General features: G+C 63.2%; 18 protein-coding genes and 1 riboswitch. Of the genes, 8 read left to right on the plus strand and 10 right to left on the minus strand.

The window, feature by feature from the left end; translation table 11 throughout:
* Positions 1-28: 28 nt before the first annotated feature.
* From FHW69_RS03180 to xylA, 4 genes are all read right to left on the minus strand, one after another.
* Positions 29-1,573, minus strand: a complete 1,545-nt coding sequence (locus tag FHW69_RS03180; protein WP_183421558.1) for a xylose ABC transporter ATP-binding protein — start codon at positions 1,571-1,573, stop codon at positions 29-31.
* 107 nt (positions 1,574-1,680) lie between these two features.
* The gene (gene xylF, locus FHW69_RS03185) at positions 1,681-2,694 is read right to left on the minus strand and encodes a D-xylose ABC transporter substrate-binding protein (protein ID WP_183421559.1); all 1,014 of its coding nucleotides are present in this window, start codon (positions 2,692-2,694) and stop codon (positions 1,681-1,683) included.
* Between the two features lie 29 nt (positions 2,695-2,723).
* On the minus strand, positions 2,724-4,226 hold the full coding sequence (gene xylB, locus FHW69_RS03190; RefSeq protein ID WP_183421560.1) for a xylulokinase: 1,503 nt from the start codon (positions 4,224-4,226) through the stop codon (positions 2,724-2,726).
* A gap of 1 nt (position 4,227) precedes the next feature.
* Positions 4,228-5,544, minus strand: coding sequence for a xylose isomerase (xylA, locus tag FHW69_RS03195; RefSeq protein ID WP_183421561.1), 1,317 nt, complete (start codon positions 5,542-5,544; stop codon positions 4,228-4,230).
* Positions 5,545-5,726: 182 nt separating this feature from the next.
* Here xylA and FHW69_RS03200 point away from each other — a divergent pair, with 182 nt between their 5' ends.
* From FHW69_RS03200 to FHW69_RS03210, 3 genes are read left to right on the plus strand one after another with little or no spacing between them, the layout of a single operon-like run.
* Complete coding sequence (locus FHW69_RS03200; protein WP_183421562.1) at positions 5,727-6,905, plus strand: DNA-binding transcriptional regulator; 1,179 nt, start codon at positions 5,727-5,729, stop codon at positions 6,903-6,905.
* A gap of 16 nt (positions 6,906-6,921) precedes the next feature.
* Positions 6,922-7,965 carry an aldose epimerase family protein gene (locus tag FHW69_RS03205; RefSeq protein WP_183421563.1) on the plus strand — a complete coding sequence of 348 codons (1,044 nt, stop codon included), beginning with the start codon at positions 6,922-6,924 and terminating at the stop codon, positions 7,963-7,965.
* A 25-nt stretch (positions 7,966-7,990) separates the two neighbouring features.
* A complete protein-coding gene (locus tag FHW69_RS03210) occupies positions 7,991-9,871 on the plus strand; it encodes an ATP-binding cassette domain-containing protein (RefSeq protein WP_183421564.1) in 1,881 nt (626 codons plus the stop codon).
* A 65-nt stretch (positions 9,872-9,936) separates the two neighbouring features.
* On the opposite strand, the gene ppc is transcribed toward FHW69_RS03210, so the two are convergent.
* A complete protein-coding gene (gene ppc / locus FHW69_RS03215; protein WP_183421565.1) occupies positions 9,937-12,642 on the minus strand; it encodes a phosphoenolpyruvate carboxylase in 2,706 nt (901 codons plus the stop codon).
* 94 nt (positions 12,643-12,736) lie between these two features.
* Positions 12,737-12,826, plus strand: a riboswitch (S-adenosyl-L-homocysteine riboswitch).
* Between the two features lie 17 nt (positions 12,827-12,843).
* On the opposite strand from ppc, the gene ahcY reads away from it, so the two are divergent.
* The 5 genes from ahcY (at position 12,844) to FHW69_RS03240 (ending at position 17,381) form a co-directional block, all read left to right on the plus strand.
* The gene (gene ahcY, locus FHW69_RS03220; RefSeq protein WP_183421566.1) at positions 12,844-14,271 is read left to right on the plus strand and encodes an adenosylhomocysteinase; all 1,428 of its coding nucleotides are present in this window, start codon (positions 12,844-12,846) and stop codon (positions 14,269-14,271) included.
* Positions 14,272-14,646: 375 nt separating this feature from the next.
* The gene (locus FHW69_RS03225) at positions 14,647-14,898 is read left to right on the plus strand and encodes a hypothetical protein (RefSeq protein WP_183421567.1); all 252 of its coding nucleotides are present in this window, start codon (positions 14,647-14,649) and stop codon (positions 14,896-14,898) included.
* A gap of 79 nt (positions 14,899-14,977) precedes the next feature.
* Entirely contained in the window at positions 14,978-15,802 is an 825-nt protein-coding gene (gene metF, locus FHW69_RS03230; RefSeq protein WP_183421568.1) for a methylenetetrahydrofolate reductase [NAD(P)H], read from the plus strand.
* A gap of 88 nt (positions 15,803-15,890) precedes the next feature.
* Positions 15,891-16,409: a DUF4124 domain-containing protein gene (locus FHW69_RS03235; RefSeq protein WP_343203952.1), complete on the plus strand. Its 519-nt coding sequence runs from the start codon at positions 15,891-15,893 to the stop codon at positions 16,407-16,409.
* 54 nt (positions 16,410-16,463) lie between these two features.
* Positions 16,464-17,381, plus strand: coding sequence for a branched-chain amino acid transaminase (locus FHW69_RS03240; RefSeq protein ID WP_183421569.1), 918 nt, complete (start codon positions 16,464-16,466; stop codon positions 17,379-17,381).
* 99 nt (positions 17,382-17,480) lie between these two features.
* On the opposite strand, the gene FHW69_RS03245 is transcribed toward FHW69_RS03240, so the two are convergent.
* The 5 genes from FHW69_RS03245 to FHW69_RS03265 all read right to left on the minus strand — a co-directional run bounded on the left by FHW69_RS03245 (position 17,481) and on the right by FHW69_RS03265 (position 21,728).
* The gene (locus FHW69_RS03245; protein WP_183421570.1) at positions 17,481-18,767 is read right to left on the minus strand and encodes a HAMP domain-containing sensor histidine kinase; all 1,287 of its coding nucleotides are present in this window, start codon (positions 18,765-18,767) and stop codon (positions 17,481-17,483) included.
* On the minus strand, positions 18,751-19,437 hold the full coding sequence (locus FHW69_RS03250) for a response regulator transcription factor (RefSeq protein WP_183421571.1): 687 nt from the start codon (positions 19,435-19,437) through the stop codon (positions 18,751-18,753). The genes FHW69_RS03245 and FHW69_RS03250 overlap by 17 nt, the downstream gene beginning before the upstream one ends.
* Positions 19,438-19,684: 247 nt before the next feature.
* A complete protein-coding gene (rimK, locus tag FHW69_RS03255; protein WP_183421572.1) occupies positions 19,685-20,611 on the minus strand; it encodes a 30S ribosomal protein S6--L-glutamate ligase in 927 nt (308 codons plus the stop codon).
* Positions 20,608-21,060, minus strand: coding sequence for a RimK/LysX family protein (locus tag FHW69_RS03260; protein ID WP_183421573.1), 453 nt, complete (start codon positions 21,058-21,060; stop codon positions 20,608-20,610). The genes rimK and FHW69_RS03260 overlap by 4 nt, the downstream gene beginning before the upstream one ends.
* Before the next feature lie 110 nt (positions 21,061-21,170).
* On the minus strand, positions 21,171-21,728 hold the full coding sequence (locus FHW69_RS03265; protein WP_183421574.1) for a hypothetical protein: 558 nt from the start codon (positions 21,726-21,728) through the stop codon (positions 21,171-21,173).
* Between the last annotated feature and the right edge of the window lie 216 nt (positions 21,729-21,944).

The raw sequence follows: 21,944 nt of genomic DNA on the forward strand, positions 1-21,944 counted from the left end.
TACGCGTTGTGGGATGCTTGTTGTGATGTCAGGCGGCGTGTGGCGTGTCGACAGAGCTGTCGATAGCGGCAGCAAGCACCTGCTCCTGGGTCAATCCCACATTCGGGAAGTTGCCCTTCAGTTTGCCCTCGCCCATCACCAGCACGCGGTCGCTGACACCGAGCACTTCGGGCATTTCCGACGACACCATGATGATCGACACGCCCTTGGCGGCCAACTCGAACATCAGCGTATAGATGTCGAACTTCGATCCGACATCGACGCCACGGGTGGGCTCGTCGAGGATCAGGACCTTGGGCGCGGGTAGAAGCATCTTCGTGAGTACAGCCTTCTGCTGATTGCCACCGGACAGGCCGGCAATGGCCAGTTCGGGGCTCGCGGTCTTTACGCGCAGGCGCTTGATCTCGGTTTCTACTGTGTGCAGCTCGGCTGCCCGGTCGATACGACCGGCGTGCGAATAATGTTCAAGCGTGGCAAGGGTTATGTTGTCACCCACGCCCAGCAGCGGAACGATACCCTGCCGCTTGCGGTCTTCAGGAACGAGCGACAGGCCTGCACGGATCGCCTGCTGTGGCGAGTTGACCTTGATCGGCTTGCCTTCCAGCACCAGCTCTGCGGTGGAGCGGCCGGGATACGCGCCAAAAATGGCAGAGACCAGCTCGGTGCGGCCCGCCCCGACCAGTCCGGCGATGCCAAGAATCTCGCCCTTGCGCAGCTCGAACGACACATCGTCCACGCGCTTGCGATTGGGATTGGCCACGTCCCAGCAGGTGACATGCCGTACCTCGAAAATTACCTCGCCGACGTGATGCTCGATCTTCGGGAACAGGTTTTCGATTTCGCGCCCGACCATCGCCGTGATGATCGAGTGGGTGGTCATCTCGCTCATCGGCCTGGTGAGGATGTGCTTGCCGTCACGGATGACGGTAACCGTATCGCACACGCGAGCCACTTCTTCGAGCTTGTGCGAGATGTACACGCACGCGACACCTTCGCGCTTGAGGTCTTCGATGATGGAAAGCAACGTGTCGGTTTCAGACGAGGTCAGCGACGAGGAGGGCTCATCCAGAATCAGCAGGCGCGCGTTCTTCGCAAGCGCCTTGGCGATCTCGAACAACTGCTGGTAACCGCCGCCATAGTTGCTGACGGGCGCCGCCACATTCACTCCCTTGAGCTTCAGTCGCGCCAGCAGGGATTCTGCCTTGGCATACATGGCGTCGTAATCCATCACGCCGCCCATCTTGCGAATCTCGTTGCCCAGGAAGATGTTTTCGGCCACCGACAACTGCGGCACCAACATCAGTTCCTGGTGGATGATGACGATGCCGGCCTTTTCGCTGTCGCGCACCGAGGCCGCATGCAGCGGCTTGCCATCCCACAGAATTTCGCCTTCCCACGTGCCATAGGGATACACACCTGAGAGCACTTTCATCAGCGTGGATTTGCCCGCGCCGTTTTCACCACACAAGCCGACGCATTCACCTGGCCGCACGGCCAGGTTGATGCCATTGAGCGCGCGGACGCCAGAAAATTCCTTGACGATATCGCGCATCTCGAACAGGTATTCGCTCACTCCCAATCCCTCGTCACGGAGAAGCCCCACCTCCCCGGCGGGGCTTCTCACTTGGTGCTCAGCCTGACCACACCGGTCAGCCTGTGATGCCATGGTGCGCCGGGCGCTTACTTGCTCAGCTGGGCCTGCGTGTAGAAACCGTCCTTCACGACGATATCGGCGTTTGCCTTCGTCAGCAGCGTCGGAGTGAGAAGGATGGTATCGACGTCCTTCTTGCCGTTGTTGAGCTTGCTGGTGTACTTGGGCGTTTCGCCCTTGGCCAGCTGCACCGAGAGGTCAGCTGCATCGGTGGCGATCTGCTTGATGGGCTTGTAGACGGTCATCGTCTGCGTACCGGCCATCACACGCTTCACACCGGCCAGATCCGCATCCTGGCCGGACACCGCGACCTTGCCTGCCAGCTTCTGACCTTCCAGCGCCTGGATGGCGCCGCCGGCCGTACCGTCGTTGGAAGCGACGATGCCCTGGATGTTGTTCTTGTTGGCAGTCAGCGCGTTCTCGATGATCTTCTGCGCGTTGGAAGCCAGCCACTCATTGGTCCACTGTTTTCCCACGATCTTGATGTCGCCCTTGTCGATCAGAGGCTGGAGCACTTTCATCTGACCGTCGCGGAGAATCTTCGCGTTGTTGTCGGTGGGTGCGCCACCGAGCAGGTAGTAGTTGCCCTTGGGCGCGGCGTTGACCACACCTTGCGCCTGCATCTCGCCAACCTTCTCGTTATCGAAGGAGATATATGCATCGACATCGGCACCGAGGATCAGGCGATCGTAGGAAATCACCTTGATGCCAGCCTTCTTCGCTTCGGTGACCACATTGGTCAGCGTCTTGGCATTGAAGGGAACGATCACCAGCACGTCCACTTTCTGGGCAATGAGGTTTTCAATCTGCGACTGCTGCTTCTGTTCGTTGCCGTCGGCCGAGGTGACCGTGACGGTGGCGCCCTTGGCTTCGGCGGCGGCCTTGAAGTAATCACGATCGCGGGTCCAGCGTTCGACGCGCAGGTCGTCGATGGAGAAGCCGATAACCGGCTTGTCCTTGCTGGCATGTGCCTGCGGCGTGGCGAACACGCCCGCGGCAATCATGGATACGGCCAGCAACGTGTGTAGTGCCTTGTGCTTCATGGTCTCTCCTTAGCTTTCTGGTTCGCCCTTCAGGAGGGGCGGATATCGGCGCCGTTGACGACGTCAGAAAAGATCGGCTTCAACTGCTGGTACAGGCGACGGAACAGAGGGTGGCGTTTTTCGCGGAAATAAGCATGACGCGCTGCATCGGGCTCACGCACGGCCAGGCGCGCAGGCATCGGGCAGACGTCCCGGAGCGTAGCACCAGGCTCTGCTGCCAGGTGTGCCAGGCGTGCCGCACCGAGCGCAGGCCCCACTTCACCACCACTGCGCAGGGTCAGCGGCTTGCCGAGAATGTCGGCCAGCATCTGTGTCCAGTACGCGCTGCGCGAACCGCCGCCAATCACCGTGATATCGCTGGAAACAAGGCCGGTGGACTCCACCGCCAGAAGGCCATCCAGAAGGCCGAGACCCACGCCTTCCAGGGTGGCGTTCACAAAATCTGCACGCGACGTGGCAGGACCCAGGCCCGTGAAGGAACCGCGGGCATGTGCATCATTGTGCGGTGTGCGCTCGCCGGTCAGGTAAGGAAGAAACACCGGACCATCGTCGCGCAGACCTGCCGCTTCGCCATCGGCAAGCAGCGACGGCACATCGGCATAGCCGGTAAGGCGGGCCGTGAAATCCAGGCAGCTGGCCGCGTTGAGCATCACGGACATCAGGTGCCAGGTGTCGGGCAAGGCGTGGCAGAAACTGTGCACAGCCGTTTCAGGGCTGGCGCGGAATCCGTCCGATACCGCGAAGTAAACACCGGACGTGCCCAGAGAAAGCATGGCCTGACCGTGACTCACAATGCCCACGCCCACGGCGCCGGCCGCATTGTCACCACCACCCGCCGCCACCGGCACGGTATTCAGACCCCAGCGCTCTGCCACGTCACGGCGCAGACGTCCGCCCGGCTGGCTGCCTTCAAGAACCTCGGGCATGTGCGAGCGATCCAGCCCCGTGGCCGCGAGCATGGCGTCGCTCCACTGCCGCTTCGACACATCCAGCCACAGTGTGCCGGCGGCATCGGAGGCATCCGTGACGTAGTCGCCCGTCATCAGAAGTCGCAGGTAGTCCTTCGGCAGAAGCACCTTGGCGATGCGCTCGAAAATCTCCGGCTCATGCTTGCGGACCCATGCGATCTTGGGCGCCGTGAAGCCGGGCATGGCCAGGTTGCCGGTGATGCGGCGGAAGTCAGGAACGCGCTCCAGCTCGGCGCATTCCACATCCGAGCGTCCGTCATTCCAGAGGATGGCCGGTCGCAGTACGCGGTCGGCGCTATCGAGCAGCGTGGCGCCGTGCATCTGCCCACTGAGGCCGATGGCGGCGACACGGCGACGGTCGATGCCTGCACGGTCTGCCGCGCGAAGCACTTCCTGCACTGCGTTTTCCGTGGCCTTCCACCACGACGCGGGGTCCTGCTCGGACCAGCGCGCGTGGGGATGGGAGACCTCAAGGGGACTGGAGGCCGTGACGGCAACCTCACCGTCCTGATCAATCAGGACGGCTTTCACGGACGAGGTGCCCAGGTCGATCCCGAGATACATATCAACCATAGATGTAGCGATTGACGATGTTTTCGAGCAGTTCCTGGCCGCCCGAGATGTGCTTCGGGTGAATGTTGCGTGCAACGGCTTCGTCGGCAATGGACTCCAGGCTGAAGCCGCCATCGAGAATCTTACGACCGAAGTCGGCATCCCAGCCGGCGTAACGCTTCGCCTTGAAGTCGGCCAGCGCGTCGCGCTCAACCATCTTTGCAGCACGCTCCAGACCCAGCGCCAGCGCATCAATGGCACCGATGTGGCCGTGGAACAGATCGGCTGCGTCGCTGCTCTGACGACGGACCTTGGTATCGAAGTTGAAGCCGCCGGAGGTGAAACCGCCGGCCTTCAGAATTTCGTAGATCACCAGCGTCAGCTCTTCCACGCTGTTGGGGAACTGGTCGGTGTCCCAGCCGTTTTGCGGATCACCGCGGTTGGCGTCGATGCTGCCGAACAGGCCAAGGGCAATGGACGTGGCCACTTCGTGCTGGAACGAGTGTCCGGCCAGCGTGGCGTGGTTGGCTTCCAAATTGGTTTTCACCTCGTTTTCGAGGCCGAAATCCTTCAGGAAGCCATAGACCGTCGCGGTGTCGTAGTCGTACTGATGTTTCGTAGGTTCCTGCGGTTTCGGCTCAATGAGGATCAGACCCTTAAACCCGATCTTGTGCTTGTGCTCGATGACCATCTGGAAGAATTTGCCGAGCTGCGCGCGTTCGCGTTTGAGATCGGTATTGAGAAGCGTGTCGTAACCTTCACGACCACCCCACAGAACGTAGTTTGCGCCACCAAGGCGAAGCGTCGCGTCCATCGCGGTGCGCACCTGGGTCGCCGCATAGGCGAACACTTCCGGCTGCGGATTGGTCGAAGCACCGGCCGCGTAGCGCGGATGGCTGAACACATTGGCCGTACCCCACAGAAGCTTCATGCCGGTTTCGGCCTGCTTCGCTTCCAGCACGTCGATCATGGCGGCCATGTTGTTGCGGTAATCGGTGAGGCTGTTGCCTTCCGGCGCCACGTCGGTATCGTGGAATGTGTAGTACGGCGTGCCCAGGCGGGAGAAGAAATCAAAGGCAGCATCCGCCTTGGCACGGGCCTGGCCCATCGGGTCCCCAGCCTGCTGCCAGGGGCGCTCGAACGTGCCGGCGCCGAACACATCGGAGCCCGGCCACACGAAGGTGTGCCAGTAGCAGACGGCAAGGCGCAGGTGCTCGGCCATGGTCTTGCCCAGAAGCTTGCGGTTCGGGTCGTAATGACGGAACGCGAGCGGATTCTCCGATTCGGTACCCTCGAAGCGGATCTTCGGGATGGCGTCGAAATAAGACATGGCGTTTCCTCGTGATGCTATGACGAATAAGGGAAGATGCTGACGACGGGGCCCGGGGCGGGCAATTGCGAAATTCGCCAGTCGAATGATCTTTTTCATTGCCGCGCTGCGTCATGAGGCCTGGGGAACGCCGTGCTAGCGTGAGCGACCTGCAAGCCGTCAGGTCTTCCCATACGAGCGTCATGGCCCCTCACCGCATCGCGCTGTTGTTCAACGCCAACAAGGTGTACGACCGGCAGGTCATCGCGGGCATTGGCCAATACCTGAACTCCACGCGGGTGGAATGGGACCTCTTCATGGAAGAGGATTTTCGCTGCCGCATGCGCGACATTCATCGCTGGCAGGGTGACGGCATCATCGCCGACTTCGACGATCCGGACGCCACCGACGCCCTGGCCAACCTTACCGTTCCGGTGGTGGCTGTGGGTGGGTCGTACCACGATTCAGCCGCCTATCCTGCCGATATTCCATACATCGCAACCGATAACGCGAAACTGGTGCGGCTTGCTTACGATCACCTGATTGAACAGGGCCTGCAACGCTTTGCGTTTTACGGTTTGCCGCCGAATCCGCGCAGCCGCTGGGCACAGGAACGTGAAGGTGCGTTTGAACGCATTCTTGCCGCCGACGGAATGGAAAGCAGCGTGTACCGCGGCTCGCCCACCAGCGCGGGCGGCTGGGGCCATGCAGTGGAAGAACTGGTGGCATGGCTGCGTGCGCTGCCCAAGCCCATCGGCATTGTGGCGGTCACTGATGCCCGCGCGCGCCAACTGTTGCAGGCCTGCGTCATTGGCGAAATTTCCGTGCCGGAACAGGTGGCCATCGTCGGCATTGATAATGATCCGATGGCGCAGTTGCTGACCCGCATTCCGCTCACGTCGGTGATTCAGGGCGCGGAAGAAATGGGTCGTACGGCCGCCCATCTGCTGCACCAGATGTTGCGCGGCGCCAGTTGTGCAGGCACACGCGTACTGGTGCCACCGGTGGGCATCAACGTGCAGGCGTCCAGCAAACACCAGCCGGTGAAGAGTCCTCATGTGATGCGTGCCAGCCACTACATCCGGCAGTACGCGTGCCTGGGCATCAAGACCGAACAGGTGGCCGACTATGTCGGCATTTCACGCACCGTGCTGGAAGAACACTTCAAGCGCGAGCTGAAACAGACCGTGCACCAGGCCATTCTTCAACACAAGCTGGAAACGGCACGCGAGCTGCTGGCCCACTCCAGCACGCCGCTGGCGGACATCGCCGTGCGTTGTGGATTCACATCCCTGCAATACATGTATGCGGTATTCCGTCGGGAATATGACTGCACACCCCGCCAATACCATGAAGCCCACCGGCAGACTCTGCCCAGCTGAAGCACGGACGCGATCCATGAATTCCTCTCTTTCCGCCCAGCCCTGGGGCTCGTTGCCCGATGGCCGTGCTGCGCATCGCTGGACGTTGCGCAACGCCATGGGCATGGCTGTAACCATCAGCGACCTCGGCGGCACGCTGCTGTCCTGGGACGTGCCCGACCGTCAGGGCCGCTTTGGCGACGTGCTTCTGGGACACGCCACTCCGGACGATTACCTGAAGGCCACCGCGTTCATGGGCGCCCTGGTGGGCCGCTGGGCCAACCGCATCCGTGACGGCCGCTTCGAACTCGATGGCGTGATTCACAAGCTGGACCGCAACGACGGCCCCAACCACCTGCATGGCGGCTTCGATGGCTTCCACCGCAAGCTGTGGGACGTGGGAACCTCCGAAGGTGCGCTGATCGTCAGCCTGACCTCGCCCGAGGGAGACAGCGGCTTTCCCGGCGAAGTGCATGTGCGGGTGACTTACGCACTGGCCGACGACGGCACGCTGTCGATCGACTACGAAGCGCGCACCGACGCTCCCACCCCGCTGAGCCTCACCTCGCACCCGTATTTCAACCTGAACGACCGGCGCGGAGACATCCGCGACCACATGATCCGCATCGACGCTGACGCGTTCCTGGCCATCGACGCCACCGGCATCCCGGTGGACCTGCGCAGCGTGGCGGGCAGCGCGTTCGACTTCCGCACCGCCGCGCCCGTGGGCGCCCGGCTGCTGTGGCCGGATGAACAGCTGAGGGTCTCGGGCGGCTTCGACCATTGCTACGTGCTCAACGCCCCGGGCAAGGGACTGCGCGAGGTTGCGCTGGTCACCGACCCGGCCAGCGGGCGCCAGCTTGCCGTATCCACCGATCAGGCGGGGTTGCAGTTCTACACGGGCCAGAAGCTGGCGGGCTCCGCGCGGCGTGAAGGTGGCCAGTACGAGGCGTTTGCAGGCTTCGCACTGGAGGCCCAGGCCTTCCCGAACCAGGTGAACAGCCCCCGCTCAGGCGAGGTCATCCTGAAGCCCGGACAGACCTACCGGCAGTCCACGAGCTACAGGATCTCGATCGGCTGAGGGGCGGAGCCGTTACACTAGGGGAATGTCTCTTATCCAGCTCATCAAAGCCGACTACAGCATCGGCGGCCCGCTCCTGCTCGAACAGGTCGATCTCTCCATCGAGACCAATGAACGGGTCTGTATTGTCGGCCGCAATGGCGCCGGCAAATCGACCCTGCTCAAGCTCATTGCAGGCGAGATTCACCCGGACGACGGCGAAATCCGTGTTCAGGGCGGTACGCGCATTGCGCGTCTGACCCAGGAAGTCCCCCAGGACACCACCGGCAGCGTCTTTGACGTTGTGGCCGAAGGCCTGGGCGAACTGGGCCACCTGCTGGCCCGTTATCACCACCTGCTGGCCGAAGGCGACTTCGACGCGCTGGGCGACGTGCAGAGCCAGATCGAAGCGCAGAACGCGTGGGATCTGGACGCCCGCGTGCAGCGTGTAGTCGAGCAGCTTGAACTCCCCGAGACGGCCGACTTCGCCGACCTCTCCGGCGGCATGAAGCGTCGAGTGCTTCTGGGCCAGGCGCTGGTCCGCGCGCCGGACCTGCTGCTGCTCGACGAGCCGACCAACCATCTGGATATCGAAGCCATCGCATGGCTGGAAGATTTCCTGAAGAACTTTGGCGGCAGCATCATCTTCATCACCCATGACCGCAGCTTCCTGCGCTCGCTGGCCACGCGCATCATCGAAATCGACCGTGGCAACGTCACCAGCTGGCCGGGCGATTACGAAAACTACCTGCGCCGCCGCGAAGAACGCCTGCACGCCGAGGCTCAGGCCAATGCGCTGTTCGACAAGAAGCTGGCTCAGGAAGAAGTGTGGATTCGCCAGGGCATCAAGGCCCGCCGCACCCGCAACGAAGGCCGGGTGCGTGCGCTCAAGGCGCTGCGCAACGAGCGCGCCGAGCGCCGCGAGACCACCGGCACCGCGAAGATCACGCTGGCCAACGCGCAGTCCGGCGGCCGCAAGGTCGTGGATGCGAAGAACGTGACCCAGGCATACGGCGGACGCACGCTGTTGCGCGACCTGTCCACCACGATCATGCGCGGCGACCGCGTCGGCATCATTGGTCCCAACGGCGCCGGCAAGTCCACGCTGCTGAAAATCCTGCTGGGCGAGCTTCAGCCGCAACAGGGTGAAGTCACGCTGGGCACGGGCCTGGAAATCGCCTATTTCGATCAGCATCGCTCCATGCTGGACGACCGCCTGAACGCGCTGGACAACGTGGCCGAAGGCCGCGAATACATCGAATTGAACGGCACGCGCAAGCACATCATCGGCTATCTGCAGGACTTCCTGTTCTCGCCGGAGCGCGCCCGCGCACCGATCACGCGCCTGTCCGGTGGTGAGCGCAACCGCCTGCTGCTGGCCAAGCTGTTCGCCCAGCCGTCCAACCTGCTGGTGATGGACGAACCGACCAACGACCTGGACGTGGAAACGCTGGAACTGCTGGAAGAGCTGCTTGGCGAATACAGCGGCACGCTGCTGCTGGTGTCGCATGACCGCGCGTTCATCGACAACGTGGTGTCCAGCACCCTGGTGCTCGAAGGCGATGGCGTGGTGGGCGAATACATTGGTGGCTACAACGACTGGGTGCGTCAGCGCCCGGCGGCCGCTGCCGCCATGGCACGTGCGTCCAAGGCGCAGCTTCCGCCCGTCTCGGCGCCTGCCGCTGCCGCAGCGCCTGCTGCGGCGAAGCGCAAGCTGAGCTTCAAGGAACAGCGCGAGCTCGACCTGCTGCCCGAGAAGCTCGAATCGCTGGAGAAGGACATTGCCGCACGCACCGATGCGATGAATGCACCGGGCTATTTCCAGCAGGACAGTGCCATCATCACGCGCAACAACGAGGAACTGGCGCGCGTGCAGGCTGAGCTTGAGACCGCTTACAAGCGGTGGGAAGAGCTGGAAAACGGTTGAGGATAACCATCGCGGGCAAGCTCGCTCCCACAATGCATGTGGAAGCAAGCTTGCCCGCGATTCAATCAGCCAGTGTTCTGCAAACCCTGCGACACACCATTCACGCATGCCACCAGCGCGCGCAGCAGACCATCATCCTCACCACCCGTCGCGCGCCAGCGCTTGAGCAGATCAACCTGCAACAGACTCATCGGGTCGACATATGGGTTGCGCAGGCGAATGGACGTTGCCAGTCGCGGATCACCCGCCAGCAACTCGTCGGCACCCTTCAGCTTCAGCACCCAGCGCACCGTGCGCTCGAACTCGTCGCGGATCATCGGGAAGAAGGTGTCGTGACGATCCCCCGCCAGCTTCGAGAAAGCCTCCGCAATCGCGAGATCCGCCTTGGCCAGCACCATCTCCACATCATCAAGCATGGTGGAGAAGAACGGCCAGTCATGGGCCATCTCAATCAGCGCGTTTTCACCGCACGTCCTGGCCACGTCATCCAGCGCGCTGCCCAGGCCATACCAACCCGTCAGCACCGCGCGGCACTGCGTCCACGCGAAGACCCAGGGAATGGCGCGGAGATCTTCCACACCCTTCATGCTGCGACGGCGCGCGGGACGTGAGCCGAGTGTCATGCGCTCGATGACATCAATGGGCGTGGCGCCGCGGAAATATTCAACGAACCCATCGGTGTCGACGAACGCGCGATAGGCCACGCGGCTGCGATCAGAGAGCGTCGCCATCGTCTCCTTCCACGCTGCCTCGCGCGATTCTTCCACGCGCGGCCGAAGCGACGCGCGCATCACCGCCCCCAGCGTTTGTTCCAGATTGCGCACGGCCAGCGCACGGATGCCGTATTTGCGATGAATGACTTCGCCCTGCTCCGTCACGCGTAACACGCCGCCCACCGAACCGCGCGGCGAGGCCATCAGCGCGGGCGTGATACGCGAACCACCCCGGCTGGCAGAACCGCCGCGGCCGTGGAAGAACGCAAGGCGGATGCCGGCGGCATGCGCCACTTCCAGCATCTCGACCTGCGCGCGCTGAAGACTCCAGCGCGACGCCACCGTGCCGCCATCCTTGCCGCTGTCGGAATAGCCCAGCATTACCCACTGGCGGTCACCACGTGCTTTCAGATGGTCGCGATAGACCGGGTCATCCAGCAGCGCCTGAAGCGTGTCGGGGCCGCCCTTCAGATCGTCAATGGTTTCGAACAGCGGAGCCACGTCCAGCGGTACGCGACCGTCTTCCAGCAATCCGCCCCGTCGCGCCAGCGCCAGCACGGCCAGCACGTCTGCGGCCGTCTCGGCCATGCTGATGATGTACAGGCCGGTGGCTTCGCTGCCGTAACGCTTGCGCGAATCCGCCAGTGTGGCGAACACGTCGCGAAGCATGGTGGCCGCTTCGTTGTCGTCGCCCGCCACGAACGAGCGGTCACCGCTGGCGTACGGACGCAGCGTGGTCACACGACGTTCCGTTTCACGCTGCGCCCAGTCATCTTCGCCCAGCAACGCAGCCAATGCTTCATCATGCACGCGCGCATCCTGGCGCACATCAAGACGCGCCAGATGAAAACCGAACGTGCGCGCACGCCACAGCAGCCGGCTGACCGCATACGCACCTGCGTGCTTGCCGCCATGCACCACGAGGCTGTGCTCGATCAGCGCGATGTCATCAATGAATTCGTTGGCGTTGGCGTACGCTTCGCTTTGTTCGTGACGCGTGGCGTCGATGCGCGCACCCACGAAGGCCAGGAAGCAGCGATACGGCATGTCGGCATGGCGCGGACGAATCTGTGCCGCCGTTTCGGGCAGGCGCTCGCGGTAGTCTTCCAGGCGACGTTCCAGCTTTTCATCCAGCTGCACGCGGTCTTCTGTCTGGCTGAGCAAACGCGCGAGTTCGGCCAGGTCTTCACCGTAGCGCTCCAGCACCAGTGCACGCTGCGCAGAAAGGCTGGCAGCAATGGTCTCGGCACCAACATTCGGATTGCCGTCCATGTCACCACCCACCCACGTGGCGAAACGCAGCAGACGCGGTGGCACGATGGCTTCGCCATAGGTTTCCGCCAGCGCCTGCTGCAACGATTCATACAGCGCGGGAAGCACGCGGTAGATGGGCCGTGCGATATAGAAACCCACGTGATCGAACTCGTCCTGCACGCTGGGACGCACAGGCGACGCTTCCGCCGTCTGCCAGCCTGCCGACAGGGCCATGAGAATGCGCGCGTCGTCGTCACGCAATTCCTGGGGCGTGCGCGTGGGGTCAAATTCATCGACCAGCGCGCGGACGATTTCCTGCTCCTTTTCGAGCAGCGAGCGCCGCACCGCTTCGGTGGGATGCGCCGTGAACACCGGCTCCACATCCAGGCGGTTGAGCAGGGCAACGATTTCGTCGGATGTGACACCCTCGCGCTTCAGGCGGCCAAGCACGTCTGCCAGGGATTCGGGCTGGGGTGCGGAGCCTTCACGTTGATAGTCGCGACGGCGGCGGATGCGGTGCACGCGCTCGGCGGTGTTCACTGCCTGGAAATACGTGGCGAAGCCACGGGCCAGTGCCTCGGCCTCGGCGGCGTCCAGCCCCGTCAGCGGCCTGGCCAGCGCCTCCACGGCTTCACCGCTGCGGCGGCGGCCAATGGCAGCGGTGCGCACGTGCTCCACGCGCTCGTAAAAATCCTGGCCGCCCTGCTCGGCAAGCATCTGGCCCACGAGGGCGCCCAGTCGGCGCACGTCCTCGCGCAGCGGGCCATCGTGAGGGAGGAATTCAGCATCGCGTGAAGCTTCCATCGGGAACTCGTCTGGCCTGGTCGAACCCCGAGAGTACCCAAATGTGCGTTCATCCGCTCATGGCGATTAAGCGATATAATCGGCGTCCGTTTTGCCCGCCGAGGGGCGCTGCGACCGCCGGAACCGCCATGGTTCCCACCGGCCAGGCTCGGCGCGGCGTGTTCGACAACGGCGCCCCCGTGACCATCCGGAGCTACGCCAATGAACGCCGTCACCAAAGACAGCACCCAGGACTTCAACGTCCGTGACATCTCGCTTGCCGCCCTCGGCCGCCGCCGCATCCGCATGGCGGAAGAGGAAATGCCGGGCCTGATGCAGATCCGTGCACGCTACGCGAAAGAACAGCCGCTCAAGGGCGTGCGTCTTTCCGGTTCGCTGCATGTAACGAAGGAAACCGCCGTTCTCGCCGAGACGCTGCGTGAGCTGGGCGCTTCCGTGCGCTGGGCGTCGTGCAACATCTTCTCGACCCAGGACGACGTCGCTGCCGCGCTGGCCGCTGGCGGCCTGCCGGTGTTCGCCTGGAAGGGCGAGTCGCTGGAAGAGTACTGGGACTGCACACTCGACATGCTGACCCACCCGGGCGACCTCGGCCCCGAACTGATCGTGGACGATGGCGGCGACGCCACGCTGCTGATCCACAAGGGTCTTGAGCTTGAGCAGGGCTCGGACTGGGTCAACAGCCCCGGCGCCAACCACGAAGAACAGGTCATCAAGGACCTGCTCAAGCGCGTCGCGAAGGAGCGCCCGGGCTTCTGGACGAAGGTTGCCGCCGACTGGCGCGGTGTGTCCGAAGAAACCACCACGGGTGTCCATCGCCTGTACCAGCTGGCCGAAGCGGGCAAGCTGCTGGTTCCGGCCATCAACGTCAACGACTCGGTCACCAAGAGCAAGTTCGACAACCTCTACGGCTGCCGCGAATCGCTGGCCGATGGCATCAAGCGCGCCACCGACCTGATGGTCGCCGGCAAGGTGGCCGTCGTTTGCGGTTATGGCGACGTGGGCAAGGGTTGCGCGCATTCGCTCAAGGGCTTCGGCGCTCGCGTGATCGTGACCGAAATTGATCCGATCAACGCCCTCCAGGCTGCGATGGAAGGCTTCCAGGTCACCACGATCGAAGAAACCCTCGGCATCGGCGACATCTATGTCACCACCACGGGCAACAAGGACATCATCACGCTTGAGCACATGGCGGCGATGAAAAACAACGCCCTGGTCTGCAACATCGGCCACTTCGACAACGAAATCCAGATCGACCGCCTGAACGGCGCGAAGGACGTCACCCGCGAAACCATCAAGCCGCAGGTCGACCGCTACACCTTTGCATCGGGCCGCAGCATCTACATGCTGGCCGAAGGCCGCCTGGTGAACCTCGGCTGCGCCCACGGCCACCCGAGCTTCGTCATGTCCAACAGCTTCTCCAACCAGACGCTGGCGCAGATCGACCTGTGGGCCAACAAGGACACGTACGAGAAAACCGTCTATCGCCTGCCGAAGAAGCTGGACGAAGAAGTGGCTCGCCTGCACCTTGAGCAGATCGGCGTGAAGCTCACCACGCTGACCCAGGAACAGGCCGACTACATCGGCGTTCCGGTGGAAGGCCCGTACAAGCCGGATCACTACCGCTACTAAGCGTGCGTCATCCGCTCAACGGAAGCTGCAACCTTCTGAACTGATACCCATCAGAACGAAGGCATCCAAAGCCTGGGTCCGGTCATTGCACCGGACCCAGGTTTTTTTGTTGGGCATTTGTGTCGCATTCCGCCGTTTAACTCGCATCTTTGGACGGACATCAACCCACGCCTGACACCGTGTCACCGCCTGGCCAGGTCACCCCCCGGCAACCCCCTGCCGGAAATGTCCGATACGCAGCATTCGCCTACGTCTGACGACGTATGGAAAGCGGGATCGTCGTTGCGCAAGCTGGATGGGGATGGATCTGAGGCGGGAGTCGTCCGGAACGATCTATCCCGACCATTCTGCCCTTGTCCAAACGGAGGTCGGAGCATGAAGACCAAAAGCGAATTCCTGAAGCCGTTCGACGCTGCTGACAAAAATAACGATGGCTACCTGACGATAGAAGAATTCCGTGCCAGCAGCATGCTCGAAGACTACGCAGAGTTTGTGGAGCAATTCGAGGGCTATTCCCTTTCCGCAGACGGCAAGCCACAAGTGGAACGAAACGCCTGCGTACAGGGTCTGATCGACGACGGCATCCTGATTGACGAGGAGGCCCGCAGAAAAGAATTCAACCCCTGAACCTCGCTCAATCATCAGCCATCTTTCCATCTGGATGGAAAGATATATACTCGGCTCATCATTTCCGGGAGCCGAGTCCATGGCCGCGATCAGCTTCGAATTTTTCCCCCCGAAGACCGATGAACAAAAGGCGCAGCTCGACACCACGGTGAAGAAGCTGAAGCCGCATTCGCCGGACTACGTGTCGGTCACATTTGGCGCGGGCGGCTCCACGCTCAGCTATACCGGCGAGACGGTGACCCGGCTTCGCAAGAGCCATGGCCTCAGCGTGGCGCCCCATTTGAGCTGCATGGGCGGCACGCGCGCCGAGATCGCCGACCTGCTCGATACCTACAAGGAAAGCGGCTGTCGTCGCATCGTCGCGCTGCGCGGTGACCTGCCCTCCGGCATGGCCTCGCCCGGTGACTTCCGCTATGCCGCCGAGCTGGTGCGCTTCATCCGCGAGCACAGCGGCGATTACTTCCACGTGGAGGTGGCGGCCTACCCGGAAATCCATCCACAGGCGGAAAATGCCCTGGACGACATCCGCCACTTCAAGTCGAAGGTGGATGCGGGGGCCAATGGTGCGATCACCCAGTATTTCTTCAATGCCGACGCGTACTTCCGCTTCGTGGACGACGCAACGAAACTTGGCGTGAACATTCCCATCGTGCCGGGCATCATGCCCATCGCGAACTTCAGCCAGCTGCGCCGGTTCTCCGAGGCCTGCGGTGCGGAAATTCCGCGCTGGATCGTCAAGCGCATGCAGGCGCATGGCGACGATGCCAAAGCCGTGCGCGAGCTGGGTGCCGACGTGGTGGCCGAACTGTGCCAGCGCCTTCTGGATGGCGGCGCGCCAGGGCTGCACTTCTACACGATCAATCGGGCGCGCTCGACCACTGCGGTGCTGGAGAGGCTTTCCTGAGCGGCCACCTGGTGAATTCGTGACGCAGCGCGCGCGACCTGAACGGGTGATCCGATAGGCTCAGCCGGCAAACCTCGGCGAGACCTCCGTGATCCATCCGCTCCGCATAGCCCTCGCCGTACTTCTGCTCGGCGCACCTGCACTCGCCGCTGCCCAGAACCCCATCCGCCGCTGCATTGGCGCCAATGGCCAGCCGGTCTTTACCGACCAGCCCTGCAATGCCATGAATGCCAGCGATGCCGTGCCACCGCCCACAGGCGCTCCGGCAAGCGCGTCCAGCAACGCCCCTCCCCCGGTGCCCACCTTGTGCGCCAAACACGTCAGCGAGTTGCGCCAGGTGGTCGTGGATGCCTTCGCCGCCCGCGATGCCAACCGCATCGGCAGCGTGGTGCTGTGGGAGGGTTCGGGATCACGAGGGGCCGTGGCTGACATCCTCACGATTGCGGGAATGCTCAAGCGTCCGCTGCTGTCGGTCAGCGGCGCGGGTGACGATGCCGATTCCGCATCCGAGATTGCGGTGACCACCTCAGACGTGGGCGGAACGCGGCAAACCCGCTTCGGCATCACCCGCCAGGCGGGCTGTCTCTGGCTGCGACCGCCGGACTAAAGATGCCCACCGGAACGTGGCGAGCTATCATGGGCGGTCACCTGGAGACCCCACATGTCGCAGAACTACCCCGAATGGATCTGGCAAAACGGTGAGATCAAGCCGTGGCGCGACGCCACCACTCACGTCATGGCTCACGCCCTCCACTACGGTTCCTCGGTTTTCGAGGGCATCCGCAGCTACAAGACGCCTGACGGCGCCGCGATCTTCCGCCTTACCGACCATCTGAAGCGCCTGTATCTGTCGGCGAAGATCTACGACATCGAAATCCCGTACACCATCGACGAGTTGGCTGCCGCCTGCCGCGACGTGGTGAAGAAAAACGACCTGCTGGCGGCTTATCTGCGCCCGGTAGCGTTCCGCGGCCTGGGCGGTTTTGGCCTGTCGGCCGAATGCCCCACCGATGTGGCCGTTGCCGCATGGCCCATGGGCCCCTACCTCGGTCCCGAGGCGCTGGAAAATGGTATCGACGCCTGCGTGTCGAGCTGGCAGCGCTTTGCTCCGAACACGATTCCGGCAGGCGCGAAGGCTGGCGGCAACTACCTTTCCGGCCAGCTGATCGCGCGTGAAGCGCGTCGCCTTGGCTTCGGCGAAGGCATTGCCCTGGCATCGACGGGCCTGCTCAGCGAAGGCGCGGGTGAAAACCTGTTCCTCGTATTCGACGGCGCCCTGCACACCACGCCCGCCAGCGCATCCATCCTCACCGGCATCACGCGCCACACGCTGATGACACTGGCACGCGAGGAAGGCCTGGAAGTGGTCGAGCGCGACCTGCCGCGCGAGTACCTGTATCTGGCCGACGAAATCCTGATGTGCGGCACCGCCGCTGAAGTGACGCCGATTCGCTCGGTGGACGGCAAGCAGATCGGCAGCGGCAAGGCTGGCCCGATTACGCGTCGTCTTCAGGAGCTGTTCTTCGGCCTGTTCACCGGTAAGACGGCAGATCGCTGGGGCTGGCTGGAAAAGCTCTGACCTGACGAAAAAACGGGGCGGTAGCCGCAACCGGCTACCGCCCCGTTTTGCTGTCTGCGGCTGGAGTGAGCGCTTGCTTGCTCCCGCCCTCCAGAGGGTTTAGCGGAAGTCGATGGTGGAAACCGCACCGGCCATTTCCGGCCTCGGGCGCAGGGAAACGTCCCAGTCGTACAGCTCACACAGACGTCGCACGATGGCCAGGCCCAGACCTGCACCACCGCCTGCGGCGCCCTCACCTCGAATGCCGCGCTGGAACAGTTTCTCGGCATCTTCCGGCTTGATGCCGGGACCGGTGTCCAGCACTTCGATGCGGCCGTCCAGAATCTGCACCGTGACCTTGCCCTGCATCGTGTACTTGATGGCATTGCCGATCAGGTTGGTAAGCGCCACTGACAGCACGGACGCCGGCGCATTGACAGTGACCGTGTCGTTGACGATCAGCTCGATCTCTATGGGCTTGCCACCCATCTGCGGACGCTGGCTTTCGATGACATCGGCCGCCACCCGTGCCACATCGGTGCTTTCGCCGCGCGTGGGACCACGACGCTCCGCACGGGAAAGCAGCAGCAGCGCTTCAATCAGCTCGGTCGCCTGACGCGACGCACGCTCGATGCGCTTGAGGCGTTCGCGCAATTTATCGGTGAGATCGGGCGCTCCCTGCAACAACTCGGTGGTGCTGGCGATGACTGCCAGCGGCGTACGCAATTCGTGGCTGACGTCGGAATTGAACTCGCGGTCGCGGTCTACCACGGCCGTCAGGCGCGTGGCGTATTCATCCAGCGCCTGAGCCAGCTGCCCGACTTCGTCGTCGGCAAAATGCGGCGCCAGCGGCTCCGCCTTGCCCAGCTTGCGGAACTCGCGCAGACGCTTGCCAAGCTCGGTCACCGGCTTGAGCACCTTGCGCGACAGCCAGAAACCCAGTGCCAGCGACAACAGTCCAAACAGGAACACCGCGCCAATGACGCTGATGAGCAGTTGCTGCTTGCCCAGTTCCTCACGGGACGCGTCGTAGCGCAGGAAGCTGATGATCCCCTTGTCGCGATAGACCGCCAGCTTGTAGTGCCGCTTCGGCCCCGTCTGCGTTTCCGGCTCGTAGATGTCGTGCACGCCGGTTTCAAGCTTCTGCCAGGCCAGCGGCGCCTTGTAGAGCGAGCGCTCGCTATACATGGACGCCGTGAGCAGATGCGAACCGATGGGCTCACCCGGGTGCGCCACCACCTGCTCGTTGGCGTACCGCGCATCGTCCAGCAAGCTGGCGTTGACGAGCTGGTCTCCGACGCGCTCGCGGATGTTGAGTGCCGCTACAGCGAAAAGCGCGCTCAGGCCGAAGCCGAAAAGCGCGAACGAGACGATGAGGCGAAACCGTAACTTACGCCTGGACCGCATCCGGATCGACCATTCGGTACCCAATACCGTGACGCGTGTGGATCAGCGGCTTCTCGAACGGCTTGTCGATTGCCGCGCGGAGGCCATGAATGTGGACGCGAAGCGAGTCGCTGTCCGGCAGCTCTTCGCCCCAGACGCGCTGTTCCAGATCCTGGCGGGTGACCACCGAGGGGCTGGCTTCCATCAGCGCCTGAAGCAGCTTCAGCCCGATGGGGTTGAGCTGGATCGACTTGCCTTCACGGTTAACCGTGAGGGTGTCCAGGTTGTATGTGAGGCCGCCGACCTTCAGCACGCGGCTCTGCGGGCCCTTGCCGCGACGCGCCAGCACTTCAAGGCGCGCAGCCAGTTCCTGCAGCGCGAACGGCTTGGTCATGTAGTCGTCAGCGCCCGATTCAAAACCGGTGAGCTTCTGTTCCAGCGCGTCACGCGCCGTGAGCATGAGGACGGGGGTCTGCTTGTGTGCCTCGTGGCGCAGCTTGCGGGCCACATCCAGACCGTCCATGCCGGGCAGCGTCAGGTCCAGCACGATGACGTCAAAGTCATGGACCACGGCCAGATGCAGGCCCGTGACGCCGTCGCCGGCAAAGTCCACGACGTGGCCACGATCCTCAAGATAATCGCCAATGTTGGTCGCGATGTCGCTGTTGTCTTCGATCACCAGTACGCGCATGCGGCACTCCGTGGATGGCCTGAACTCGCGGAGATCATCCCCGCGTCGAGAGCATAGAGTCTAGTGTGAAGAGTGAGAATAGCGTCGTAACGCTTTCTGCCGCCGCACCCCTGTGCTTTCCCGTGGCAAAGAAAAGGCCCAGACCGGATGGTGTCCGACCTGGGCCCAAGCTACTGCCCCGATACCGTAAGCCCGCGCCGCGGATTCACAGCGCGTCACTTATAGACCAGCGTCGTTTAAATCGCTGTTAATGCGGTGTGCGAGCCTTCCGCTTGCGTTTAGGTTCGGCTGCCCGACGCTCGGCAAGGCGACCCTCGCAGTGGGCCACGATAGCGCCCGCCACGTCCACGCCGGTGCTCTTTTCGATGCCCTCCAGGCCCGGCGACGCGTTCACTTCCAGCAGCAGGGGGCCACGGCTGGAGCGCAGCAGATCGACGCCCGCCACTTCCAGGCCCAGCGCCGAGGCCGCATGAATGGCCACCGCGCGCTCGTCGTCGGAGAGTTCTACCGACCGGGCGCTACCGCCACGGTGCAGATTGGCCCGGAATTCACCTGGTGCCGAGGACCGCTCCATCGCGGCAACCACCTCGTTGCCCACGACGAAACAGCGCAGATCGCTGCCATTGGCCTCGCGGATGAACTCCTGCACCAGGAAGTTGGCGTACAGGCCACGGAACGCCTCGATCACGCTGCGGGATGCCGAACGCTTTTCAGCCAAAACCACGCCCTGCCCCTGCGTGCCCTCATTCAGCTTGATGATGTGCGGGGGCTCGCCGAGCATCGCCAGAAGATCGGCGGTGTCGTCCGGCGCATCGCCAAAGGCCGTGATCGGCATGTCCACACCACGAGCCGCCAGCAATTGCAGGCAGCGCAGCTTGTCGCGCGCGCGCAGCACGGCATCGGACGGATTGGGCGTGTACACGCCCATCAGCTCCAGCTGGCGCAAAACGGCCGTGCCGTAGAACGTGCTGGATGCGCCAATGCGGGGAATGACGCAATCCACAGCACCCAGCGGCTTGCCCTTGAAATGGATGGCGAACGACTGCGGCGCGATGCTCATGTAGCAGCGCAGCGGGTCCACGACCTTCACGGTGTGCTTGCGTTTACGCGCAGCGTCAACCAGGCGCTGCGTGGAATACAGCCGCGCGTTGCGCGACAGGATGGCGATTTTCATTGAGATTCCGAAGCGGCGCGCCGGACGGGCGACTGCGAATAAGACAAAGAGGGGTCGACCCGGAAACGTCCGTCAAGCGCGGTACGCCCCAGCAGCAACGGGAAAAGCATATGGCGGCGATCGGTCAGATTTATGTCGGCAGGAAACCGCTGACCAGCCAGTTCAATGGCGGCGCGGATGAACCAGCGCTCGGTCCTGTGTCCGCCTGAATCGGTGACGGTGCGGCGCCCGGTAGCCAGAGCCTCGCAGGGCTGCGACAACCCGCCCTTGCGGGTGGTGCGCACCTGGAAGCGCAGCCATGTGCCTCCCGGGCGTTCGTCCACTTCCAGCCATTCCACGTGCAGCGACGAGCTGCGCGCGCCTGTGTCCAGCTTGGCTTTGAGCGTGGCGATACCGAATTGCGGAATCGCAAGACGTTCCCGCCAGCCGAGGGTGATGACATTCGCCATGAGTAAGACGCGCTCGGCCGGTGTGCTTCGGGATATGGACCGGGGGTTCGATCCGGAGGCCGCTTCGGGATGACGCGGTAATGAAAGCATGCCCAAGGACGAAGCGGGATTCAACTGGCGCGCGTGACGACGCAACGTGGGTCGTCACCTGCATCAATGTGACGTGAAGCCACACCACCGACATCCTCTGCCGGATGAATGCGCAGCACAGGGCCGCCCCCGTCCTCCGGGCAGTGCAATGTGAGGTGCAGAGACTCGTGCAGAACATCTTCCATCAGCAGCCCCCACGCCTCCCCGCCCACGTCCACGCCACTCAGGTCAATGAAGCGCACGCGCTCGAGCCCAAGTTCCGTTGCCGCGGCCCGCATGACCTTGCGTCGCGGCCCCCGCGAGTCCAGGCAAACGGTCAGCACAATGCCCGGCGGATAGACTGCCACCAGCTCAGTCGCCAGATGCTCCAGAAACAGGAGCACCCGTCCCCGGTGGGCGTCGCAGCTCAACCGGGGAAGGACAGGGACGACAAGACGAAGGGGAAGCCCCGTGCGCAACAGCCACTCCACCCGCAGGTGACATAGCAGTTCATGCGCATCCGAACGGACATCGCGCCCACGCCGCTCGTGATGCAAAAGCAGCCCGGTGATACAGCGGGCATCGTGACTGTGATCCATGAAGCATTCCCTTGCCGGTGCCGCCCCGTCCATGGGGCCCTGTGGCCAGCCTGCCCCTCCACGAGGCACGGCAATGGTCGACGGACATGATGGGGCAACAACGCGCGCACGATCAGGGGCGAAGCCGACAATCGTTGTAGGGGACTGCCGCGCGGTTGAGGTAGGCGCGTCTAGTCGATTTCCGCCAACATCGCCTCAGCCGTGCTTCTTCCAGAG

This window comes from Luteibacter sp. Sphag1AF, assembly GCF_014192715.1.
Classification (GTDB): Bacteria; Pseudomonadota; Gammaproteobacteria; order Xanthomonadales; family Rhodanobacteraceae; genus Luteibacter.